Source organism: Pseudomonas sp. HOU2, from assembly GCF_040729435.1.
GTDB lineage: Bacteria > Pseudomonadota > Gammaproteobacteria > Pseudomonadales > Pseudomonadaceae > Aquipseudomonas.
In genome coordinates this window covers 1738690-1760551 of record NZ_CP160398.1, presented here as the reverse complement: position 1 = coordinate 1760551, position 21862 = coordinate 1738690, and the positions used below count along the sequence as shown (strand labels likewise).

At 59.8% G+C, this 21862-nt stretch carries 24 protein-coding genes; 14 read left to right on the top strand and 10 right to left on the bottom strand.

Annotated features, from left to right (window positions below; genetic code table 11):
* Positions 1-76: 76 nt before the first annotated feature.
* A complete protein-coding gene (locus ABV589_RS07945) occupies positions 77-802 on the top strand; it encodes an intradiol ring-cleavage dioxygenase (RefSeq protein WP_367085485.1) in 726 nt (241 codons plus the stop codon).
* A 5-nt stretch (positions 803-807) separates the two neighbouring features.
* Here ABV589_RS07945 and ABV589_RS07940 read toward each other — a convergent pair whose 3' ends face one another.
* Both ABV589_RS07940 and ABV589_RS07935 read right to left on the bottom strand, forming a co-directional pair.
* Positions 808-1989 (bottom strand): aminotransferase class V-fold PLP-dependent enzyme, encoded by a 1182-nt coding sequence (locus ABV589_RS07940; protein ID WP_367085484.1) that lies wholly within the window; start codon positions 1987-1989, stop codon positions 808-810.
* 27 nt (positions 1990-2016) lie between these two features.
* Entirely contained in the window at positions 2017-2253 is a 237-nt protein-coding gene (locus ABV589_RS07935) for a DUF3820 family protein (protein WP_003227425.1), read from the bottom strand.
* 2 nt (positions 2254-2255) lie between these two features.
* On the opposite strand from ABV589_RS07935, the gene ABV589_RS07930 reads away from it, so the two are divergent.
* Entirely contained in the window at positions 2256-2423 is a 168-nt protein-coding gene (locus tag ABV589_RS07930; protein ID WP_367085483.1) for a hypothetical protein, read from the top strand.
* Positions 2424-2459: 36 nt separating this feature from the next.
* Positions 2460-2927: a PA2169 family four-helix-bundle protein gene (locus ABV589_RS07925; RefSeq protein ID WP_003227422.1), complete on the top strand. Its 468-nt coding sequence runs from the start codon at positions 2460-2462 to the stop codon at positions 2925-2927.
* A 140-nt stretch (positions 2928-3067) separates the two neighbouring features.
* Here ABV589_RS07925 and ABV589_RS07920 read toward each other — a convergent pair whose 3' ends face one another.
* Both ABV589_RS07920 and ABV589_RS07915 read right to left on the bottom strand, forming a co-directional pair.
* Positions 3068-3538, bottom strand: coding sequence for a MaoC family dehydratase (locus tag ABV589_RS07920; RefSeq protein ID WP_003227420.1), 471 nt, complete (start codon positions 3536-3538; stop codon positions 3068-3070).
* Positions 3539-3581: 43 nt separating this feature from the next.
* Entirely contained in the window at positions 3582-4526 is a 945-nt protein-coding gene (locus ABV589_RS07915) for an alpha/beta hydrolase (RefSeq protein ID WP_367085482.1), read from the bottom strand.
* Between the two features lie 241 nt (positions 4527-4767).
* On the opposite strand from ABV589_RS07915, the gene fadD2 reads away from it, so the two are divergent.
* Both fadD2 and fadD1 read left to right on the top strand, forming a co-directional pair.
* On the top strand, positions 4768-6456 hold the full coding sequence (fadD2, locus tag ABV589_RS07910) for a long-chain-fatty-acid--CoA ligase FadD2 (RefSeq protein WP_367085481.1): 1689 nt from the start codon (positions 4768-4770) through the stop codon (positions 6454-6456).
* Positions 6457-6818: 362 nt separating this feature from the next.
* Positions 6819-8516, top strand: a complete 1698-nt coding sequence (gene fadD1, locus ABV589_RS07905; RefSeq protein ID WP_367085480.1) for a long-chain-fatty-acid--CoA ligase FadD1 — start codon at positions 6819-6821, stop codon at positions 8514-8516.
* 225 nt (positions 8517-8741) lie between these two features.
* Here the strand turns inward: fadD1 and ABV589_RS07900 are convergent, their stop codons facing one another.
* Positions 8742-9119, bottom strand: coding sequence for a hypothetical protein (locus tag ABV589_RS07900; protein WP_007969330.1), 378 nt, complete (start codon positions 9117-9119; stop codon positions 8742-8744).
* A gap of 196 nt (positions 9120-9315) precedes the next feature.
* Here ABV589_RS07900 and ABV589_RS07895 point away from each other — a divergent pair, with 196 nt between their 5' ends.
* The 3 genes from ABV589_RS07895 (at position 9316) to def (ending at position 11162) form a co-directional block, all read left to right on the top strand.
* Positions 9316-9507 (top strand): CsbD family protein, encoded by a 192-nt coding sequence (locus tag ABV589_RS07895; protein ID WP_003227408.1) that lies wholly within the window; start codon positions 9316-9318, stop codon positions 9505-9507.
* Between the two features lie 162 nt (positions 9508-9669).
* Positions 9670-10620: a YihY/virulence factor BrkB family protein gene (locus ABV589_RS07890; RefSeq protein WP_007969331.1), complete on the top strand. Its 951-nt coding sequence runs from the start codon at positions 9670-9672 to the stop codon at positions 10618-10620.
* A gap of 2 nt (positions 10621-10622) precedes the next feature.
* Positions 10623-11162: a peptide deformylase gene (gene def / locus ABV589_RS07885; RefSeq protein WP_108589054.1), complete on the top strand. Its 540-nt coding sequence runs from the start codon at positions 10623-10625 to the stop codon at positions 11160-11162.
* Positions 11163-11243: 81 nt separating this feature from the next.
* On the opposite strand, the gene ABV589_RS07880 is transcribed toward def, so the two are convergent.
* Entirely contained in the window at positions 11244-11651 is a 408-nt protein-coding gene (locus tag ABV589_RS07880) for a GNAT family N-acetyltransferase (protein ID WP_367085479.1), read from the bottom strand.
* A gap of 324 nt (positions 11652-11975) precedes the next feature.
* Between ABV589_RS07880 and ABV589_RS07875 the strand changes: the two genes are divergently transcribed.
* The 4 genes from ABV589_RS07875 to ABV589_RS07860 all read left to right on the top strand — a co-directional run bounded on the left by ABV589_RS07875 (position 11976) and on the right by ABV589_RS07860 (position 15581).
* Positions 11976-12917 carry a fatty acid desaturase gene (locus ABV589_RS07875; protein ID WP_367085478.1) on the top strand — a complete coding sequence of 314 codons (942 nt, stop codon included), beginning with the start codon at positions 11976-11978 and terminating at the stop codon, positions 12915-12917.
* Between the two features lie 141 nt (positions 12918-13058).
* A complete protein-coding gene (locus ABV589_RS07870; protein ID WP_367085477.1) occupies positions 13059-13850 on the top strand; it encodes a PhnD/SsuA/transferrin family substrate-binding protein in 792 nt (263 codons plus the stop codon).
* A gap of 193 nt (positions 13851-14043) precedes the next feature.
* The gene (locus tag ABV589_RS07865) at positions 14044-14571 is read left to right on the top strand and encodes a sigma-70 family RNA polymerase sigma factor (protein WP_367085476.1); all 528 of its coding nucleotides are present in this window, start codon (positions 14044-14046) and stop codon (positions 14569-14571) included.
* Positions 14568-15581, top strand: coding sequence for an ABC transporter substrate-binding protein (locus ABV589_RS07860; RefSeq protein WP_367085475.1), 1014 nt, complete (start codon positions 14568-14570; stop codon positions 15579-15581). The genes ABV589_RS07865 and ABV589_RS07860 overlap by 4 nt, the downstream gene beginning before the upstream one ends.
* Before the next feature lie 125 nt (positions 15582-15706).
* On the opposite strand, the gene gstA is transcribed toward ABV589_RS07860, so the two are convergent.
* On the bottom strand, positions 15707-16300 hold the full coding sequence (gene gstA, locus ABV589_RS07855; RefSeq protein WP_367085474.1) for a glutathione transferase GstA: 594 nt from the start codon (positions 16298-16300) through the stop codon (positions 15707-15709).
* Positions 16301-16399: 99 nt separating this feature from the next.
* Between gstA and ABV589_RS07850 the strand changes: the two genes are divergently transcribed.
* Positions 16400-17290 (top strand): LysR family transcriptional regulator, encoded by an 891-nt coding sequence (locus ABV589_RS07850; protein WP_367085473.1) that lies wholly within the window; start codon positions 16400-16402, stop codon positions 17288-17290.
* A 408-nt stretch (positions 17291-17698) separates the two neighbouring features.
* A complete protein-coding gene (locus ABV589_RS07845; protein WP_123588706.1) occupies positions 17699-19018 on the top strand; it encodes a PAS domain-containing methyl-accepting chemotaxis protein in 1320 nt (439 codons plus the stop codon).
* Positions 19019-19125: 107 nt separating this feature from the next.
* Here the strand turns inward: ABV589_RS07845 and ABV589_RS07840 are convergent, their stop codons facing one another.
* From ABV589_RS07840 to ABV589_RS07830, 3 genes are all read right to left on the bottom strand, one after another.
* Positions 19126-19683: a hypothetical protein gene (locus ABV589_RS07840; RefSeq protein ID WP_367086179.1), complete on the bottom strand. Its 558-nt coding sequence runs from the start codon at positions 19681-19683 to the stop codon at positions 19126-19128.
* A gap of 156 nt (positions 19684-19839) precedes the next feature.
* Complete coding sequence (locus tag ABV589_RS07835; RefSeq protein WP_367085472.1) at positions 19840-21264, bottom strand: MFS transporter; 1425 nt, start codon at positions 21262-21264, stop codon at positions 19840-19842.
* A gap of 125 nt (positions 21265-21389) precedes the next feature.
* On the bottom strand, positions 21390-21830 hold the full coding sequence (locus ABV589_RS07830; protein WP_108589278.1) for a PACE efflux transporter: 441 nt from the start codon (positions 21828-21830) through the stop codon (positions 21390-21392).
* Positions 21831-21862: the final 32 nt, after the last annotated feature.

Below are 21862 nucleotides of genomic sequence, written 5' to 3'. Positions count from 1 at the left end.
CTGCGATACATAGTTACCGCACGGGCCTTTGGACGTGGCGTTAACCTGCGTTCTCTTATGGAGAAGAGAACGCGTCATGGAACGAGACACTTCAACCGCATCGTCACCATCAATCTATCAGTTGGCCCCCGAGCAGATCGCCGGGCCTTACTTCCGCAATCCGAAGTTGCTGCGGCGCAACATCAGCGAAGGCGCCGAGGGGCTGCCCTTGCTGCTGCGCCTGAGCATCGTCGACGCGATGACCGGTCAGCCGGTGAGCGGGGCACTGGTGGACATCTGGCATTGCAATGCACGGGGCGCCTATTCGGGGTGGAGCCGGATCAATCCGGATCTGGAGGTCGACTCCGATGCCATCGGCTCAGTGCCGCGCACCGACGATGACACTTACCTGCGCGGCAGCCAGTTCTGCGATCAGCAGGGGCGGGTGCGCTTCACCACCATCTATCCGGGGTTCTATGCCGGTCGGGCGCTGCACATTCACGTGGCGGTGCGCATGGTCAGCGGCAGTGAATATCTGGAGGAGCGCAACGTGGCCTGGGTTGGCCAGCTGTATTTCCCCGAAGTGGTGTCACGCGCGGTGCTCAATGCCCGGGACTATCGCGGGCGTGCCTCGGCACCGTTGAACAATGCCGACGACAGCTACTACGCCAACATGGGCGGCGAGGGGTCGACCCTGACCGTGTGGCCGATCGGCCGCGACTCTCACGAGGACGGATTTTTCGGCCACCTGACCATCGGCATCGACACCTTTGCCGCCTCGTCGCAGATCAAGCCCGAGGACTTCGACAAGTACACCGTGTAAGCGGATCAACGCAACTCGTTGAGTGCACGGGTCAGCAACTGCATGTCATCCGCAGTAGTGGTCAGCCCCGGCGTGATGCGGATGCTCGGCCCGCTCGCTGCGCCGTTGCGCACCACAGTGAACAGGTTGTACTCGTTGAGCAGGCGCTCGACCATGGCCTGTTGATCGGCGTGGCAAGTGAAACGCATCGAGGTGATCCCGCAATACAGGCGCGGATCATCCGGGGTCATCACTTCGATCCCCGGCAGGTGGCGCACCGCGCTGACCCACAGGTTGCGCAGGTAATTGAGTCGCGCCCCTTTGGCCGCCGCACCACCGAGCGAACGGTGCTCCTCGAACACCAGCGGCAGCGACATCAGCGCCGGAATGTTCGGCGTGCTGTACGGGGTGCGGGCGCGGATGTCGGTCGCGGGGAAGTGCATTTCGCCCATGTCCGGGTCGATGTCGGCCAGACGCTGCGGGGCGATATACAGAAAGCCCAGGGTCAGTGGTGCGCCGATCCATTTGTGCAGGTTGAAACCGGCGAAGGCGATGCCCATGGCTTCCAGATTGAAGTCGATCTGGCCGAGGGCGTGAGCGCCGTCGAGGATGATGTCCACGCCATGCTGTTTCGCCAGCGCGGCGATGGCCTGCACCGGCATCACCAGACCGGTACGGTGGGTGACATGGGTCAGAGCCATCAGCTTGAGCTTCGGATAGCGGATGAAGGCTTCGCGGTAGCTGTCCAGCAGGCTGTCGAAACTGGCCGGATGCGCATGGTTGATCTCGATCACATCGACACCGCGATGGCGTGACAGCCAGCGCATCGCGCCCTTGACCGTGTCGTATTCCAGGTCGCTGATCAGCACCTGATCGCCCGGTTGCAGGCGGTTGTAATTGCGGATCAGTGACTGCAGCGCATCGCTGGCGTTGCGGGTGAAGGCCACGCTCTGCGCGCGCACACCGATGGTCTCGGCCAGTTGCGCACGGATCTCCAGGCTGTCGTGATGTTCGAAACGCTGGCGCACATACACCGAGTTGCGGGTGTTGATCAGCTCGATGTTGCGCTGGTAGTCCTCGATCACCGTGCGCGACATGCGTCCGAAGTAACCGTTCTCCAGGTTCAGCGGGCCGGTTTGCGCTTCGTAGCGATCGGCGAAGGTTTGCCAGAAAGCTTCGTCACGGGCGCGGCGGGTGTTGTCAGGCATGGTCGAGGCTCTTGGGAGGAGGGCGCTTCAGTGGCGCGGGGCAGGTTTGCCGTGTTTGGCGCGTAACGGTTCGAGCAGATCCGACAGGCCGTTATGGTCGATTTCCTGCATCAGCGCCAGCAGTCCGCCGAGTTCGCCGTGGGGAAAACCTTCGCGGGCAAACCAGTTCAGGTAAGGCCCAGGCAGGTCGGCAATGATCCGGCCCTTGTACTTGCCGAAGGGCATTTCACGGGTGATCAGCAGTTCAAGTTTTTCAGGATTCATCAGTGGCAATCATCTGGATTCAGAACAGTCAGGAAAATACAGGCATTCTGCATGCAGGCCAAATGACAGATCATGCAAATAACCGTGATACAGATAGTTCAAATATCTTTAACTTATTGAAATATAACGATTTATTTTTGAATGAAAAGCTGGCACGCACACTGCAATAACCCTTGCATCTTCAACCAACCGCAAGGAATTGAAAAATGACTGACATGAATAAAGAAGCCATCTCTGTACTCAACGACCTGATCGAAACCTGCAAGGACGGCCAGGAAGGGTTCAAGACTTGCGCTGAAGACATCAAGCACCCAGAACTCAAAACCCTGTTCGTGACCCGTTCTGCCGATTGCGCGACTGCCGCCGCTGAACTGCAGGCTGAAGTGCGTAAACTGGGCGGCGATCCGGAAACCTCTACCAGCGTCAGTGGTGACCTGCACCGTCGCTGGGTCGACGTCAAAGCCATGTTCACTGGCAAGGACGAAGAGGCTGTACTGAACGAAGCCGAGCGCGGTGAAGACCATGCGCTGAAGGCTTATCGTGAAGCCATCGAGAAAATCAACAAGCACGGTCTGGTCGGCATTCGTGACCTGGTTGAGCGTCAGTACCACGGTGTACAACGTAACCACGACCAAGTGAAAGCCCTGCGTAACCAGGCTCGCGCTCGTTCGTAAGCGTTCGCAGGTTACAAAAAACGCCAGCTGGTCTGGCGTTTTTTTATGCGTGAGGGGAAAGCCAAAGATCGCAGCCTGCCGCAGCTCCTACATTGGAATGCGTTCCCCTGTAGGAGCTGCCGAAGGCTGCGATCTTTTAATCAGCCAATGCTGATCGCCGGCAACGTCGGCAGGGTCACGGTCTGCTGCTTGCGCGGCGCGAGAATCTCAGCCTCGCCATCCACTACTAATTCATCACGCTGATTGAACACGCGAGTGGCGATGCGCACACGAAACTTCGGCAGTTTCTCGAGGATTTCCAGGCGCACGGTCAAGGTGTCACCAATCTTCACCGGCTTCTGAAAGCTCATCTGCTGACCGATGTAGATGGTGCCCGGCCCAGGCAGTTCGCAGGCAACGGCGGCGCTGATCAGCGCACCGCTGAACATGCCGTGGGCGATGCGTTCCTTGAACATGCTGGCGGCGGCGAACTCGGCGTCCAGGTGCACCGGGTTGTGGTCGCCCGACATCGCGGCGAACAGCTGAATGTCGCGCTCTTCGACAGTCTTGCTGTAGCTGGCGGTCTGGCCGACTTCGAGGGCTTCGTAAGGGATGTTGGTAACCTGGGTCATCGGTCTTGATTCCTGTGACGGATTAAAGTGAATCCACAAAAAATTATTCGCTGCGATGCGGGCGGCGATGGCTCAGCGCCTGGTCGATCCAGGTCAGCACATCGGCAATCACTTCGTCGCGATTGGTTTCATTGAACAATTCGTGCCGCGCCTGCGGGTAGATCTTCAGTTGCAGGTTCTGGCTGCCGGCCGCGCGCAATGCCTCGGCCAGATCTGTCAGACGCTTGCCTTCGCTCACCGGATCACATTCACCGCCGATCACCAGCAGCGGCAGGCCCGGGTCGATCTGGGCGAGATTGGACGCTTTGCTGATCTGCTGCAAGCCGCCGAGCAGGTCGATCCACAATTGATTGGTGCAGCGAAAGCCGCACAACGGGTCTCTGGCATACAGATCGACCTCGACCGGGTCGCGGCTCAGCCAGTCGAACGGCGTGCGCGCCGGTTTGAATTTCTTGTTGAACGAGCCGAACGACAGCCACTCGATCAGCGCACTGCGGCCCTTGCCACCCTGACGCAGTTTTTCGAATCGGGCGATTTGCCTTGCTGCGCCATACAGCGCCACCGGCTGGAAATTCGAACCGCTGAGAATCGCCCCGTGCAGGCTGGCGCTGTGATGCAGCAGGTAACCCTGGGCGAGGTAGCTGCCCATGCTGTGCCCGAGCAGGATGATGGGGACGTCGGGATGCTGCTGGCCGATGTGCTGATTGAGATTGGCCAGATCGCCGATCACCTTGCACCAGCCGTCGTCATCGGCGAAATGCCCGAGTGTCCCGTGTTCGGCGGTCTTGCCATGGCCGCGCAGATCCGGGGCGTACACACCATAGCCTTGTTCACAGAACGCATTCGCCAGCCGCTCGTAGCGCGCGCTGTGTTCGGCCATGCCGTGGGCCAGCAGGATCAGCGCTTTCAGGGGCGCAGCCGGCAGCCACTGGTTGACGAACAGGCGGCTGCGGTCACTCGCGTCCAGCCAAAAGCCTCGGTGGATCATGGCAATTCCTTTTTATCGAGCGGTATTGGCCCGCAGTCGTAGCATTGTATAGCGCGTCCGATCAGCTCACGCCACGGCAGGAAGATTCATACGATCAATGTCGCCATTGCCCATATTTGCCTCAATGGCCATAACTGCTAGTGTCCGTGAAGCTCCGCTTTTTGCTTTGTGCCCTCAGGGATCAGCGCGAAACCACAGAAAAGCGGCTCCCGGATCGATTCAGGTAAAGAGGACAAGAACAATGCAACCTGATTTCTGGAATGACAAACGCCCCGCCGGCGTACCACTGGACATCGACATGGGCGAGTTCAAGTCGGTGATCGAGGTGTTTGAGCGTTCCTGCAAGAAATTCGCGGACCGGCCGGCCTTCAGCAATATGGGCGTGACCCTGACCTACGCTGAACTCGAGCGCTACAGCGCGGCGTTCGCCGGTTACCTGCAAGCCCACACCGATCTGGTGCCGGGGGATCGCATCGCGGTGCAGATGCCCAACGTGCTGCAATATCCGATTGCCGTGTTCGGTGCCTTGCGCGCCGGACTGATCGTGGTCAACACCAACCCGCTGTACACCGCGCGCGAGATGCGTCACCAGTTCAAGGACTCCGGTGCCCGCGCGCTGGTGTACCTGAACATGTTCGGGCAGAAGGTCCAGGAAGTGCTGCCGGACACTGACATCCAATACCTGATCGAAGCAAAGATGGGCGACATGCTGCCCACCGCCAAGGGCTGGCTGATCAACACCGTGGTCAGCAAAGTGAAGAAAATGGTCCCGGACTATTCGCTGCCCCAGGCAATCTCGTTCAAGAGTGCGCTGCGCCTGGGTCGCGGCCTGGGGATCAAGCCGCTGAAAGTCGGTCTCGACGACATTGCCGTGTTGCAATACACCGGCGGCACCACCGGTCTGGCCAAGGGCGCGATGCTGACCCACGGCAACCTCGTGGCGAACATGCAGCAAGTGCGCGCGTGTCTTGCGCAGTTGGGGCCGGACGGTCAGCCGCTGCTGCGCGAAGGGCAGGAGGTGATGGTGGCGCCGCTGCCGCTGTATCACATCTATGCCTTTACCGCGAATTGCATGTGCATGATGGTTTCGGGCAACCACAACGTGCTGATCACCAACCCGCGGGACATTGCAGGCTTCATCAAAGAGCTGAAGAACTGGCGTTTCTCGGCGTTGCTCGGCCTGAATACGTTGTTCGTCGCGCTGATGGAGCACCCGGACTTCAAGACCCTGGATTTCTCCAGCCTCAAGCTGACCAACTCCGGTGGCACCGCGCTGGTCAAGGCCACCGCCGAGCGCTGGGAGCAGATCACCGGTTGCCGCATCACCGAAGGTTACGGCCTGACCGAAACCTCGCCGGTGGCCTGCACCAACCCGTATGGCACCCAGTCGCGCCTGGGCACGGTCGGTCTGCCGGTGCCGGGCACGCTGCTGAAAGTCATCGATGATGAGGGTGTCGAGCAGCCGATGGGCGAGCGCGGCGAGCTGTGCATCAAAGGCCCGCAGATCATGAAAGGCTACTGGCACAAACCCGAGGCCACCGCCGAAGTGCTGGACGCCGAGGGCTGGTTCAAGTCCGGTGATATCGCGGTGATCGACCCGGATGGCTTCGTGCGCATCGTTGATCGCAAGAAGGACATGATCATCGTCTCCGGTTTCAACGTGTACCCCAACGAGATCGAAGACGTGGTGATGGCGCACCCGAAAGTCGCCAACTGCGCGGTGATCGGCGTGCCGGACGAACGTTCGGGGGAGGCGGTGAAGCTGTTTGTGGTGGCGCGGGAAACCGGGGTCAGCCTCGAGGAACTGAAGGCGTACTGCAAAGAAAACTTCACCTCTTACAAGGTGCCGAAACACATCGTGCTGCGTGAGTCGTTGCCGATGACGCCGGTCGGGAAGATTCTGCGGCGGGAGTTGCGTGATATCGCCTGATCGGTGAATGGCCGCGCGTTGCGCGGATCGCGGGCAAGCCACGCTCCCACAGGGATCTCCATCAACCTTGTGGGAGCGGGCTTGCCCGCGATGCTTTTTGGGCGGTGAAGTCCCGGAAAAGCAGGGCTTTCAGGGCGGTATAGGATTTTTGCTCTAAAATGACTGCTGGAAAGTCTTGAGTCACTAAAGTGACCATGGAGGCCGCTTTTGGCTCTAGTCGGCCCTCGGCAAAGCTGCTACTCTCGGCGCGCTTTGTGACTTCTCGGCCTGTAGAAAAGCCAGATTCACCAATACAAAACACACACCAATAATAATCGCATCAAATGCGGTGAAGAATTCGCGTTGCTGAGGAGTGGGCTTCCATGATCGAAGACTTTTGGAAGGATAAATACCCGGCTGGAATTGCTGCCGACATCAATCCAGACGAGTACCCGAATATTCAGGCAGTGTTGAAGCAATCCTGCCAACGCTTCGCCAACAAGCCGGCTTTCAGCAACCTGGGCAAGACAATCACCTACGGTGAACTGTACGAATTGTCCGGTGCGTTTGCCGCGTATCTGCAACAGCATACCGACTTGCAGCCCGGTGATCGAATCGCCGTGCAACTGCCCAACGTTCTGCAGTATCCGGTCGCCGTCTTCGGTGCAATCCGCGCCGGGCTGATCGTGGTCAACACCAACCCGCTGTACACCGCGCGGGAAATGGAACACCAATTCAACGACTCCGGCGCCAAGGCGCTGGTGTGCCTGGCCAACATGGCGCACCTGGCGGAAGCCGTGGTGCCGAAAACCGGGGTCAAGCACGTCATTGTCACCGAAGTCGCCGACCTGCTGCCGCCGGTCAAGCGCCTGCTGATCAACAGCGTGATCAAGTACGTGAAGAAGATGGTGCCGGCCTATCACCTGCCCAAAGCCGTCAAGTTCAACGACGTGCTGAGCAAGGGCCAGGGCCAGCCGGTGGCCGAAGCCAACCCGCACAGCGGTGATGTCGCGGTGCTGCAATACACCGGCGGCACCACCGGTGTGGCCAAGGGCGCGATGCTGACCCATCGCAACCTCGTTGCCAACATGCTGCAGTGCAAGGCGCTGATGGGCTCCAACCTCAATGAAGGTTGCGAGATCCTGATCACGCCGCTGCCGCTGTACCACATCTATGCGTTCACCTTTCATTGCATGGCGATGATGCTGATCGGCAACCACAACATCCTGATCAGCAACCCGCGCGATCTGCCGGCGATGGTCAAGGAACTGTCGAAGTGGAAGTTCAGCGGCTTCGTTGGCCTGAACACGTTGTTCGTCGCGCTGTGCAACAACGAAGGTTTCCGCAAGCTGGATTTCTCCAACCTGAAAGTCACCCTGTCCGGCGGCATGGCCCTGCAACTGGCGGCGGCCGAGCGCTGGAAAGCAGTGACCGGTTGCTCGATCTGCGAAGGCTACGGCATGACCGAAACCAGTCCGGTGGCCACGGTCAACCCGATCCAGAACATCCAGATCGGCACCATCGGCATTCCGGTGCCGTCGACCCTGTGCAAAGTCATCGACGATGCCGGTGTCGAGCAGCCCATGGGTGAAATCGGCGAGCTGTGCGTCAAGGGCCCGCAAGTGATGAAGGGCTACTGGCAGCGTCAGGAAGCCACCGATGAAATCCTCGACAGCGAAGGCTGGCTGAAGACCGGTGACATCGCGCTGATCCAGCCCGATGGCTACATGCGCATTGTCGATCGCAAGAAAGACATGATCCTGGTCTCCGGTTTCAACGTTTACCCGAACGAACTGGAAGATGTGCTGGCGACCCTGCCGGGCGTGTTGCAGTGCGCAGCCATCGGCGTGCCGGACGAGAAGTCGGGCGAGGCGATCAAGATTTTCATCGTGGCCAAGCCGGGCGTGACCCTGACCAAGGAAACCGTGATGGAGCACATGCGCGCCAACGTCACCGGTTACAAGGTGCCGCGTTCGGTGGAATTCCGCGATGCGCTGCCGACCACCAACGTCGGCAAGATCCTGCGTCGTGAGTTGCGTGACGAAGAGCTGAAGAAGATCAAGGCGAAGAACGCCGCCTGAAGCAAAAAGCCCCGCAGATGCGGGGCTTTTTGTTGGACGGCGTTCTTCAATCCTGTGGCGAGGGAGCTTGTCGAGTCGTCGCACCGTCCCGCTCGGCTGCGTAGCAGTCGTAAGTCCGGTGAATGTGGTGTGTCAGTACTCAACTGACACGGGGTTATGGGGCCGCTTCGCAGCCCAGCGGGAGCAAGCTCCCTCGCCACAGAGTCCAGTTGCCACGAGGAATTGTTACTGGCGGAACGGCGCGAAATTTACGTTGGTGCCCGCCGGGCGCATGTCCTGCAGGTACGAATCCTTGTCGGCACTCAATTCCAGGCTCAACGCCGCCTTGCGCTTGCCTTCGTTGCGAATCACCAGGCCTTCGAGCTTTTCCCGCAGAAACACTGTCGGCACTTTCAGGTGCAGCAGCTCGTCGGTGGCCGGGGTGTGCATCAGCAGATGAATCCACTCGTATTGCCCGACGGCCAGTCTCGTCACTGGCAGGTCGAACCACCAGATGTTGCGGTTGCGGTTCAATTCGGCGAAGTGGCAGTTGTTGGTGCCGAGCACGGCGCCGCCCAGTTCCTGGTTGCGACGGGCAATGGCCTGCTTTTTATCGAGTTTCATAACATTCCTGCGGGATCTGATCGTTGGCGCACGGCGCCCATAGGTGCGCATTCTCGGGGCTTGCGGGGCAAACATAAAGCCCAACCTGCATGGCACGACGAAATGAACGGCAAAAATAAATGAAACTCGTGGCAAACCCGCCCGGTCAATCATTACGTACTGACTTTTCCCCTTTAATGCACCAAGGAGAAACACCATGAGTAGCACAGGCGATAAAGTAAAAGGCATGGCCAACGAAGCTGTCGGCAACGTCAAGCAAGGCGTCGGTAAAGCCACCGACAACACCAAGCTGCAAGCCGAAGGCAAGGTTCAAGAGAAAAAAGGCGAAGCCCAGCAAGCAGTCGGCAAAGCCAAAGACGCCATCAAGAAAGGTGTCGACAAGGCGTAATCCCGCCTTGAACGAAACACACGAGCGGCCATCCAGGGATGGCCGTTCTTGTGTCAAAAGCTTGCGCGCGCCACCAAGCGTCGCCAAGTAGACTACCGTGATGTAAAAACCGCCCCTGAGTCGCCACGACTTCAACCTGTAATGCGGCGAAAGGAGACGCGAATGATTTTTCCGGACATGAAAGGTCTGCCACTGCACCGGGTGATGGTGCGCACGGTGACTGAATTCGTCGACGACGAGATGTCGACCTATGCCTCGGCACTGGCCTACCAGATGCTGTTCTCGCTGTTCCCGTTCATTCTGTTTTTGATCGCGCTGATCGGTTTCCTGCACCTGCCGGACTTCTTCACCTGGCTGCGCCTGCAGTCGGAACTGGTATTGCCGCCACAGGCGCTGGAGCAGGTCAACCCGGTGATCGATCAGTTGCAGCAGTCCAAGGGCGGCTTGCTCTCCATCGGTATCGTCATCGCCCTGTACACCGCGTCTGCCGGCGTACGATTGATGATGAGCGCGATGAACGCCGCGTATGACGTGGTCGAAGGCCGGCCGATCTGGAAGCGCTTCCCGCTGTCGATTTTCTACACCGTCGGCATCGCCGGCATGTTGCTGGTAGCCGCCGCGCTGATGGTGCTCGGGCCGCAGGTGATGGGCTGGATTGCCGCGCAGGTGGGTCTCGAAGACTTCATTGTCACGGTGTGGACGATTGCGCGCTGGCCGGTGATCGTGATTCTGATGATGGTCGCCGTGGCCCTGATCTACTACGTGATGCCCGACGTCAAACAGGAATTTCGTTTCATCACGCCCGGTTCGGTGCTGGCGGTGGTGGTGTGGATCGTTGCCTCATTGGGCTTTGCGTTCTATGTCAAAACCTTCGCCAACTACAACGCGATGTATGGCAGCATCGGGGCGATCATTGTGCTGTTGCTGTATTTCTATATTTCCGCCGCCGTGCTGTTGCTCGGGGCGGAGATGAACGCGGTGATCGAGCACATGTCCAGCGAGGGCAAGGACGAGGGCGAAAAAGTCCCCGGCGAACTCGATGAACATCCCAAACAACACGTTTCGGGGCTTGGCCGCGACCAGTCGCTGAAACCGAACACTGACGAAGTCTGACCATGATCCGTGAAATTCTGAAAATGGGCGATGAACGCCTGCTGCGCATCGCCCCGCCAGTACCGCCGGAAATGTTCGACAGCCCCGAGCTGTGGCAACTGATCGATGACATGTTCCAGACCATGGAAAGTGTCGGTGGCGTCGGCCTGGCTGCGCCGCAGATCGGCGTCGACCTGCAACTGGTGATCTTCGGTTTCGAGCACAGCGAACGCTACCCGGACGCCGAAGCGGTGCCGCAGACGATCCTGATCAATCCGCTGATCACGCCGTTGAATACGCTGACCGAAGAGGGCTTCGAAGGCTGCCTGTCGGTGCCCGGCCTGCGCGGCGCGGTGGACCGTTATCAGCAGATTCGCTACGAGGGCTTTGATCCCAAGGGCGAGCCGATAGTGCGCGTGGCGTCGGGTTTTCATGCGCGGGTGGTGCAGCATGAGTGCGATCATCTGATTGGCCGCCTGTACCCGTCGCGGATTACCGATTTCAGCAAATTCGGCTTTACCGAAGTGATGTTCCCGGATCTCGATCCCAGCGCAGACGATTAAGCAAAATCAAAAGATCGCAGCCTGCGGCAGCTCCTACACCGATCCCTGTAGGAGCTGCCGCAGGCTGCGATCTTTTGATCTTCAAACAAGCCCCATCGCAATCATCGGCTTGTTCCGCGCATACCGGCTCAACCGTTCGGCCAGCGCGTAGGGCAGGGCGGGATCGAAACTGAAACCGCGCCGCTCGTAAAACCCGCGCAAGTCCGGATGACAGAACAGCCACACCGGCTCCTGCAAATCCTTCACCGCCGCCGCGATCAACTGCGCGGCGATCCCTTGCCCACGGCAACCCGGTTCGACAAACAACCCGGTCAACCAGTGCCCGCCCGCCACCGGCCGCAGGCACAGCGCGGCGACGATGTCCTCGCGACGCGCAACCCACAACTGCGCATCGCGCACCGCTTTCATCGACGATTGGTGGCTACGGTAAAACTTGTTCATCAACGGCCACAAAGGCTCGTCGAGCAGGACATACTGGGTATCGGGCATGGGATCGGACTGGCGGCGGGCAAAGCGTCGATTATAAAAGAACGGGCAACGCAGGATAGGTGTATACCTGAGCCTACATCCCTGTGAGTGGAGTACGCATCATGTCCAAAGGTATGGATTCAAAGAAAGCCGCGAAGAAGAAACCGGCCAAGACCGCCATTGAAAAGCGTGCGGAGAAGAAAGCCAAGAAGGTCGATATTTTCGGTCATTGATCACGTCCTTCGGGAGCCCGGATCTCGGGCTCCCGTTTCAGCGCAAAAATAATCTGCAAGATTGCCCGGCCTCGTTGCACAGAAGGGGAAGATTCCCGTTCCGAGCCACGCCATGCCGAATTACTTCGACGCCGACCATCGCCAGCAGATCGAAACCCTGCGCCAGCGTTTCACCGCCCGCACCGAATGGCCGACCTGGCTGCTGCTGATCGGCGTGTATGGCGGCTGGTTCGCAATCATCCTCAACAGTCAGTGGCTCGGTCGCGGCTTGAGTACATTGCTGCTGATTCCGCTGCTGGTGCTGTGGCTGTCGGTGCAGCATGAGTTGCTGCATGGGCACCCGACCCGCTCGGTGCTGTTCAACAAACTCCTTGGCTACGCTCCCTTCGCGGTGTGGTACCCGTACACCTTGTACCGAGACAGCCATCTGTTGCATCACCGCGATGAAGACCTGACCGTGCCCGGCGTCGATCCGGAGAGCCGTTATCTGACAGCGGCGCGCTGGCAGGGCAGTTCGCTATTCGAGCGAGGCCTGCACTGGTTGAATAAAACCGTGCTCGGGCGTTTCGCGATCGGCGCGCCGCTGGCGTTGCTGACGCTGGCCGCCGAAGAGCTGCAACGCCTGAAAAACCGTGAGCATCAGGCCTGGCTGATGTGGCTGACCCACGGTGTGTTCACCGTGTTGATGCTGTGGTTCATCGCCCGCTACAGTGTGTTGCCGGTCTGGCATTACCTGCTGCTGATCAGTGTGCCGGCGCTGTCGATCGCGATGATCCGCTCCTACTATGAACACCGCCCGCACGCTCAACCGGAGCAGCGTACCGTTCTCAATGAAGCCGGCTGGCCGTGGCGCTGGCTGTTTCTGAATCTGAATTTTCATCTTGTGCATCACGACCTGCCGGGGCTGGCGTGGTACGACTTGCCGGCGGCCTACCGGATGCGCCGCGAGCAATGGGTGGCGCGCAGTGGTGGATTTTTGGTGCAAGGTTATGGGCAGTTGTGGCGGCAGCACGGGTTGAGGCCGATCGACAGTCCGCAGCATCCTTACCACTAACCTCAAAAACACCACAAACCCTGTAGGCCTTCGCCTGCTCGCGATAGCAGTGTGTCAATCAACGAAAAGCTTGCTGACACACCGCTATCGCGAGCAGGCGAAGGCCTACAGTAAAAAATTTGTTGTCCGGGAATAACGTGTATGAACCAACACCATCTCGAACTGCTGATGTACACCGCCCCCGAGCCCATCCGCTTGGCCAACGAACGCTGGATTTCACGCATCCTCGAACACCTCGGCCACTCCCGCCTGGACGCCGCCAGCCTGTCGCTCCCCGAGCTTTGGTTATCCCCCGATCTGCTGCTGACCCAGACCTGCGGCTATCCCTTGATGACCTTGCTGCGCGATCAGGTACGCATCGTCGGGCGTCCGCGCTACGAGCTGCCCGACGCCACTGCCGGCAATCACTGCAGCCTGATTCTCAGCCGTGCCGATGATGCGCGCAAAACCCTGGCGGACTTTCGCGGCAGTCGCGGAGTGATCAACAGTGAAGACTCCAACAGCGGCATGAACCTGTTGCGCCAGCGTCTGGCGCCATTGCACCGCGACGGGCAGTTCTTCGCCACGGTCGGCATCAGTGGCGCACACCGCGAAAGTCTGCGCTGGCTGCGTGAAGAGCGCGCCGATCTGGCAGCGATCGACAGTGTGACTTATGCCTATCTCGCTCAGCATGCGCCGCAAGAAGTCAGCGGTTTGCGGGTAGTGGCGCGCAGTGCGTTGAGCCCGACGTTGCCGTTTATCACCGTTGCTAACGCCACTGATGAGCAGATCGAACAGCTGCGCCGGGTTATGAATCAGGCGTTGGGTGAGTTGCCAGATGTGGCGCAGATCCTTGGTTTGCCTGAAGTGTTGCCGGCCAGTGAAAGCGATTATCGGATTCTGCTCGACTATCAGCGTGAGGCTGTAGAGTTGGGTTATGGTCGCTTGCGCTAAAGATCGCAGCCTTCGGCAGCTCCTACAGGTTGCATTCCAATGTAGGAGCTGCCGAAGGCTGCGATCTTTTGCTTTTATATCTCTAAAAAGAATATAAAAATGAAATATAAATATTATTAATGCATAAGGCGCCTTGCTACGATCGCGCCACCGGATCACCGGACATTCAGCGACCCCTTATCCAGGAGCCCCTATGTCCGGCGCCGACACCGTTCACCGCAATCATCTCGACGCACTGTTCCGCGCCCACTACCGCTGGCTGTGCACTTACCTGCGCCGGCAGTTGCACGACGCCGAAAGCGCGAAAGACATCGCTGCCGAAACCTTCGCGCAGTTGCTTCAGTCACCCAGTGTCACGGCGATCCGTGAACCCCGCGCCATGCTCACCACGATTGCCCAACGCCTGCTTTATCAGCGCTGGCGCCGGGCGGATCTGGAGCGCCGGCATGCGCAGCAGATCGACATCGATGCTGCCACTTCGCCTGAAGACCTCGCACAACTGAGTCAGACCCTCAAACGCCTCGACCACAGCCTGCAACGCCTGCCCGGCAAGGTCCGTTCGACCTTCCTGCTGGCGCGGATCGATGGCCTGACCTACCCGCAAATCGCCGCCGAACTGGGCATTTCCCAGCGTTCGGTCAGCTCTTACATGAGCCGTTCCCAGGCCCTGTGCGACCGCCACAGCGCCAATCAAATCCTGACAGACAAGAGGTCCGCATGAGATCGATCAAAACCCTGCTCGGCCGTTCGCTGCTGGCGCTGAGCCTGAGCGTCGGCGCTGTTTCGGCGGCGGAGAAAACCGCGCCGATCCACTTCGGTGACATCACTTGGGAAAGCGGCAGTTTCATCACCGAAGTGCTGCGCCTGATCGTCGAAAAAGGCTACGGCTACCCCACCGATACGCTGCCGGGCAGCACCGTCAGCCTGGAAGCGGCGCTGGCGAAAAACGACATTCAAGTGATCGGCGAGGAATGGGCCGGGCGCAGTCCGGCGTGGGTCAAGGCGGCCAATGAAGGCAAGGTGTTCGGCCTGGGTGATACGGTGAAGGGCGCGACCGAGGGCTGGTGGGTGCCGGAATACGTGATCAAGGGCGACCCCGAGCGCGGCATCAAACCATTGGCCCCGGAGCTGAAATCGGTGGCCGACCTGCCGCGCTACAAGGACGTGTTCCGCGACCCGGAAGACCCGAGTCGTGGGCGTTTCCTCAACAGCCCGACCGGCTGGACTTCGGAGATCGTCAACAGCCAGAAACTCAAGGCCTATGCGCTGACCGACAGCTACGTCAACTTCCGCACCGGCTCCGGCGCGGCGCTGGATGCCGAGGTGGCGTCGTCGATCAAACGCGGCAAACCGGTGCTGTTCTACTACTGGTCGCCGACGCCGCTGCTCGGGCGCTTCAAACTGGTGAAGCTCGAAGAGCCGCCGTTCGATGCCGAGGCCTGGAAGACGTTGGCCGATGCCAATAACCCGAATCCCAAAGGCACCCGCTCGATGCCGGCCAGCCTGGCGATCGGCGTGTCGGCACCGTTCAAGGCGCAGTATCCGGAACTGGTGACGTTCTTCGAGAAAGTCGATTTGCCGATTGATCTGCTGAACCAGACCCTGGCCGGAATGAGCGAAAAGCGCCAGCCACCACGGCAGGTTGCCGAAGCGTTTTTGCGCGACCAGCCGCAGGTGTGGCAGGCGTGGGTGCCGGGGGAGGTGGCGAGCAAGGTGACGGCGGGGCTTTGAGTTTCAACTGTTTGATCTGTGGCGTTTGAGCTACCGCCTTCGCGAGCAAGCTCGCTCCCACACTGGGTCCATGGCTTGCCCGAATCCAGTGTGGGAGCGAGCTTGCTCGCGAATAATCCACCGGCCTACGCCGCTTCTGCCGCCAACGCCGCCATCACGGTCGGCCGCTGCTCGACGCGCGCCTGAAACCGCGCCAGCGCCGGCCACTGCGCCAAATCAATGTCAAACAACCCGGCCCAGCGCAACACCACAAACAACAACGCATCCGCCACGCTGAAACCACTCGGCAGCAAATAATCCTGCTGCTCCAGCACCGTCACCAACACCGCAAAACGCCTGAACAACTTCTCCTTGATCACCTCGGCCGGCAGCCGCTCATCGAACAGCGCGCCGAGGCCGCCGTGGATCTCGCTGGAAATGAAATTCAGCCACTCCTGCAGACGCAGGCGTTCGAAACTGCCGGGTGCCGGCGCCAGCCCTGACTGTGGTTGCAGATCCGCCAGATACTGCAGGATCACCGGGCCTTCGGTGAGCACCGCGCCGTCGTCCAGTTGCAAGGCCGCGACATAACCCTTGGGATTGATCGCCAGGAAGTCTTCACCGCTGGCGGTGCGCTTGCTGCGGTTGTCGACGCGGATCAGCACGAAGGGCAGCTTCAGTTCGCGCAGCACAATGTGCGGCGCCAGTGAACAGGCTTGCGGGGCGTAATACAGCTTCATCGGCAGCTCTCTGGTGAGGATTTGGCGCCAGTGTCATAGTGCGCCGACCCCTCGGTAAAATTAATCTTTCAGAAACCTGCCATAAGGACAGCTACTGCCATGATGAACCTGATGCATTGGCGGCTGGTGGTCGCCGTCGCCGATCACGGCAACATCACCCGCGCGGCCGAGCGGGTCGGCATGACCCAGTCCGGCGCGAGTCAGGCCCTGGCGCTGATGGAAGAAACCCTCGGCGTGCAACTGTTCAGTCGCGAGAGCCGCCAGACCCTGCCCACCGCCATCGGCCTGCCGGTGATCGAGCAGGCGCGGCTGATGCTCGGTGCGCTGCAGACCATTCGCCAGACCGTCGACAACGTACGCCCGATGCTGCGCGGGACGATTCGTCTGGCGAGTTTTCCCATGGTGCTGGCGAGTTTTCTGCCGCCGCTGTTGCGCCAGTTCAATCGGCTGTATCCGGGCATCGAAGTGGTGGCGCTGGAGGTCAGCGACGACGAGGTGGAAACCCTGCTCGCGGCCGGTCTGGTGGATGTTGGTGTGGTGCTCAACCCGGCGCCCGAGCGCAATGCCGGGCCGTTGGGCCGTGATGAATGGGTGGCGGTGGTGCCGGCAGGGCATCCGTTGGCGTTGCGAGGCACCGAGCAGGGCGTCAGCCTGCAAGAGCTGACGGCGCTGCCATTTGTGCTGGCCACCGGCGGTTGCTCGACCAACGCCCGCAGCCTCGCCGCCGAAGCCGGATTGCAGTTGCAGGATGTGCGGGTCGAGGTGCGCGAATGGAGCAGCGCCTTCACTCTGGTGCGGGAAAACCTCGGCGTGACCCTGGTGCCGGAAATGACCTTGCCGGCCGAGCGTCAGGGCTTGCGGGTGATTGCCCTGCAGCCACGTATCGAACGGGTGTTTTCGCTGGTGCTGCCTGCGGGGCAGACGCCGTCGGCGGCGGTGCAGGCACTGCTGGATCTGCTGGCGGATACGGCGGTCGCTGCCACTCGCTGAACCGTTTCTTGTGCAAAAAGTGCCAGATACTGGCCGACTAGTGGCCTTGCGCAAGGCTTCGCGCTGGCTATGCTGAGCTGTAACTAACTATGTCGACCGTCATCGGTTAGCCGTGATTTCAACGCTGCCAGAGTGCGCATTCAAAGGCACCGGACACTGAACCAACAAGGAGCCTGTTTTACATGGAAGTTCTTCTGCACGTTAGGGCTGGCCCGCTCGCGGGCTATCAAGAGAAGGATGTCTTGATTAGAGCGTCGCTGCATGGACTCTTTGATTAAACGTCATTTATCACCTGACAACTTCCTCCTGTGGAGGAATGCGTGTGCCTGTTCTGTGGAACGTAGTGGTGGATTCTGAAAGACCTGAACTTTCATCAAATCAAAAGACCGCGCGGAAGGTGATACAACCATGTTCAACCTACATCACAAGGCTGACCTGCAGCAGATCGAGCGTTTCAGCTGCGCCTTGACCGAAGCCAACGCCAAGCTAGAGGCGATCAGCCGTTCGATGGCGATGATCGAATTCACCCCCGAAGGCATTGTTCTGGATGCCAACGAAAACTTCTGCAAGACCATGGGCTACAGCGCCGAGGAAGTGCGTGGCAAACATCACCGGGTGTTTTGCGAAGAAGCGTTTTACCGCAGCGAGGAATACGCCAGATTATGGCGCGACCTGGCCCGGGGTGAGCCGATCAGCGGCACGTTTCTGCGCTTGAACAAGTCCGGCAAGGAGATCTGGCTCGAAGCAAGTTACATGCCTGTGTACGGCCCGGACAAACAAGTCAAAAGTGTCATCAAGGTCGCGGCGGACATCACCGCCCGGGTCAACAAAGAGCACGAAGAAGAAAGCATGCTGGCGGCAATCAGCCGTTCGATGGCGGTGATCGAGTTCACGCCAGAAGGCAACGTGATTACCGCCAACGACAACTTTCTGAAAACCATGCAGTACTCGCTCAACGAAATCGTCGGCCATCACCACAGCATGTTCTGTCATCGTTCCGAATCCGAATCGGCGCAGTACAAGGCGTTCTGGGCGTCGCTCAATCGCGGCGAATATCACTCGCACCGTTTCGAGCGCAAGAACAAGTCCGGGCAGATGGTTTATCTCGAAGCCTCGTACAACCCGCTGTTCGACACCAAGGGCCGGTTGTACAAGGTGGTCAAGTTCGCCAGCGACATCACCAACCAGATGACCACGCTGCAGAACGCCGCGGAATCGGCCCACAGCACCTCGGTCCAAAACGACGCCTGCGCGCAAAAAGGCTCACAGGTCGTGCAGCAAACGGTGCAGATCATTCAGGACATTTCCCGCGACCTCAACGAAGCGGCGCTGAGCATCGATGCGGTCAGCAAGCAATCGGACATCATCGGCACCATCGTCCAGACCATCCGCGGCATCGCCGATCAGACCAACCTGCTGGCGCTCAACGCCGCCATCGAAGCGGCCCGGGCCGGTGAGCACGGACGCGGCTTTGCGGTGGTGGCGGACGAGGTGCGCAGTCTCGCGGCGCGTACCAGTCAGGCGACGCTTGAGATTGTCGAAGTGGTGCGCAAAAACCATGACCTGTCGCTGAGCGCGGTGTCGAGCATGCAATCGAGCCTGAGCCGCACCGGGCTGGGTGTGGAACTGGCGAACGAGGCAGGGGAGGTGATTCTGGAGATTCAGCAGGGATCACGGCATGTGGTGGATGCGATCGGGCAGTTCAATGCGACGTTGCAGCTGAACTAGTAGTTACGCCAAACCCCTGTAGGAGCTGCGGCACGCTGCGATCTTTTGATTTTGTTTTTTAAGATCAAAAGATCGCAGCGTGCCGCAGCTCCTACATGGGTTTGCAGTCAAAGCGCCGCGAGAAACTTGTCCGCCAGCTTGTCGCTGTCCTTGACGTCATTGACGTTCTCTTTGTCCGCCTGCGCCAGTTTCATCTTGTCCTGCAGACGCTCGGCAATCTCTTTGCCGATGGCCAGTTGTTTCTCCGGCGGCATGGCTTTGATGTCGTCTTCGGTGATGCCCATGCTCTGAAGGATACTGTCGCGCAGACGTTGTTCCGGCGACTTGCTCATGTAGTCCTTGAACTCGTCGGTGGCCGACGTGCCAGTGGCCTTGGAAGTTGTGGCATCAGTGGTTTGCAGACCGACGCGGGTCTTGGCGAACGCTTCGTCGACGTTGTCGCTGATGCGCGTAGCGGCGGCCACTTGCTGAGTGGCGATCTGCGTGGCCGAATCCTCGACCTTTGAGGTTGCATCGGTGGCTTGCGACTGAGCCTGGTTCTGCAGCGATTGCAGCATGGCGCCGTGCAGGCCGCTTTGCAGACCGGCAGCGGCGGTCGTGGTCGCGTCATCCACTGGCCGCTTGGGCAAGTGAACGAGTTGCTGCTGTTTGGCACTGACCAACATCATGATGGAGACCTTTGGATAATTGCTGACGGGCCTGACGCAGCAATTACCGTGCCTTTGCGAAGAACCACATGATTTCAACGAGTTACGCGACTTGTGCGCCGAGCAGAGCGGTCATCCCTTGCCGTCAGGCGGCAGAGGATGACCGCGGGGCGGTCAGCGATGGGCAATGTTTTCCAGCGCCAGATTGCGCGTACGCGGGCCGAACCCGCCGATGGTCAGCATCACGATCAGCATGCTGCTGACAATGAACGCGAGCACCCCGGGCGTGCCGAAGTGGTCGAGGAACAGCCCGATCAACAGGCTGCTGAACACCGTCGATAAACGGCTGAACGAATAGCAGAAACCCACCGCCCGGGCGCGGATGTTGGTCGGGAACAGTTCGCTCTGGTACGAGTGATAACTGAAGCTCAGCCAGGCGTTGCAGAAGGTGATCATCACCCCGCAAAAGATCAGGCCGAAGGCGCTGGTCTGCAGTGCGAACAAGGTGCCGAACGTCATGGCGCCGAGGGCCGAGCCGACGATCTGCCATTTGTTCTCGAAACGGTTGGCGAACTTTACGAATAGCAACGGCCCGAGCGGGTAGGCGAGGGTGATGATGAACGCGTACATCAGGCTGTGAGTGACGCTCACGCCTTGGCCCGATAGAAGCGCCGGCAACCAATTGCCGAAGCCGAAGAAACCGATCGCCTGGAACACGTGGAAGACGATCAGCATCAGCGCCCGACGGCGATACGGTGGCTGCCAGATATCGGCGAAGCGGCCCTTGCCCTCGACATCCACAGGCACCGCTTCCGGGGCGTCCAGCGGTTGGCGGTGATCCTTCTCGCAGCGGGCTTCGATGTCGTCGAGAATCCTGTTCGCCTCATCGAAACGCCCGTGCTGCGCCAGCCAGCGCGGCGACTCTGGCAGGCGCTTGCGCAGCCACCAGATGAACAGCGCAAACACCGCGCTCGCCAGCACCACCCAGCGCCAGCCGGACACACCGAACGGCGCCTGCGGCACCAGCCACCACGACATCAGCGCCACCGCCGGCACCGACAGAAACTGCACGAAAAACGCAAAGGCAAACGCCGAGCTGCGCATGCGTTTGGGCACCAGTTCCGAGAGGTAAGCGTCGATGGTCACCAGCTCGATACCCAGCCCGATCCCCACCAGAAAACGCATGCAGATAATCCCCAGCGCCGAGCTCTGGATGCCCATCAGCACCGTGGCCACCGTGTACCAGACCAGCGCAAAGGTGAAGATCGCGCGGCGGCCGAAACGATCGGCCAATGGGCTGAGCAGGCTGGCGCCGAGGAACAGACCCAGAAAGGTCGCCGAAGCGAACGCCGCCTGATCGGAAAAGCCGAACACGCCCTGATTGCCGGTGGCGAAGATCCCGTCACGGATCAGCCCTGGGCTGATGTAGGCGGTCTGGAACAAATCGTAGAGTTCGAAGAAACCGCCAATCGACAACAGCGCCACCAGCCGCCAGATGGTGGCGACGGCGGGGAGGCGGTCGATGCGGGCGGAAATCTCGGCGGCGCGTATCGGATCGATGCCGTCGCGTTGCGCGGCGGCGGGGGCGTGAGCAGTCATCGGCGGATCCATTTTTTATTGATGGAAAAGCTTAGCCTGCTATCGGAGTTGATGGATTGTGAATATCGGCGGTTTGCCCCGGAATACCGCCGATTTCTTGCAATAACTACTTACCAATTAACGATTTATGCCGCAGCGGCGGAATCGGGCAGCGCCGACGCCGGCAAGCCGAAGATGCGATCGAACAGCCAGTTGAAGGCAAACGTGTAGCACGGGATGAAGATGATCAGCGCCAGATCCAGCAGAAACGCCTGCACCAGACTGATGTTCATCCACCAGGCAATCAGCGGAATCAGGAACACGATCAGCGTCAGTTGAAAACCCACGGCGTGGGCGATGCGCCGTTTGACCGTGCGGGTGCGCGACTTCTGACGGCTTTCCCAGTGCTCGAACAGCGAGGTGTAGATGAAATTCCAGGTCACCGCGATAGTGGTGATGATCACCGCCAGTGGGCCGGTGCTGCCGGGCGAGGTGCCGGACAACAGCGCCAGACCGAGGGCGGAGAAAGTCATGCCGATCACTTCGTAGAGCGACACATAGACCAGTTTGCGTTTGACGCCTTGCATGGAAATTTTGCCTCTGTCTTGAACTCGATGGC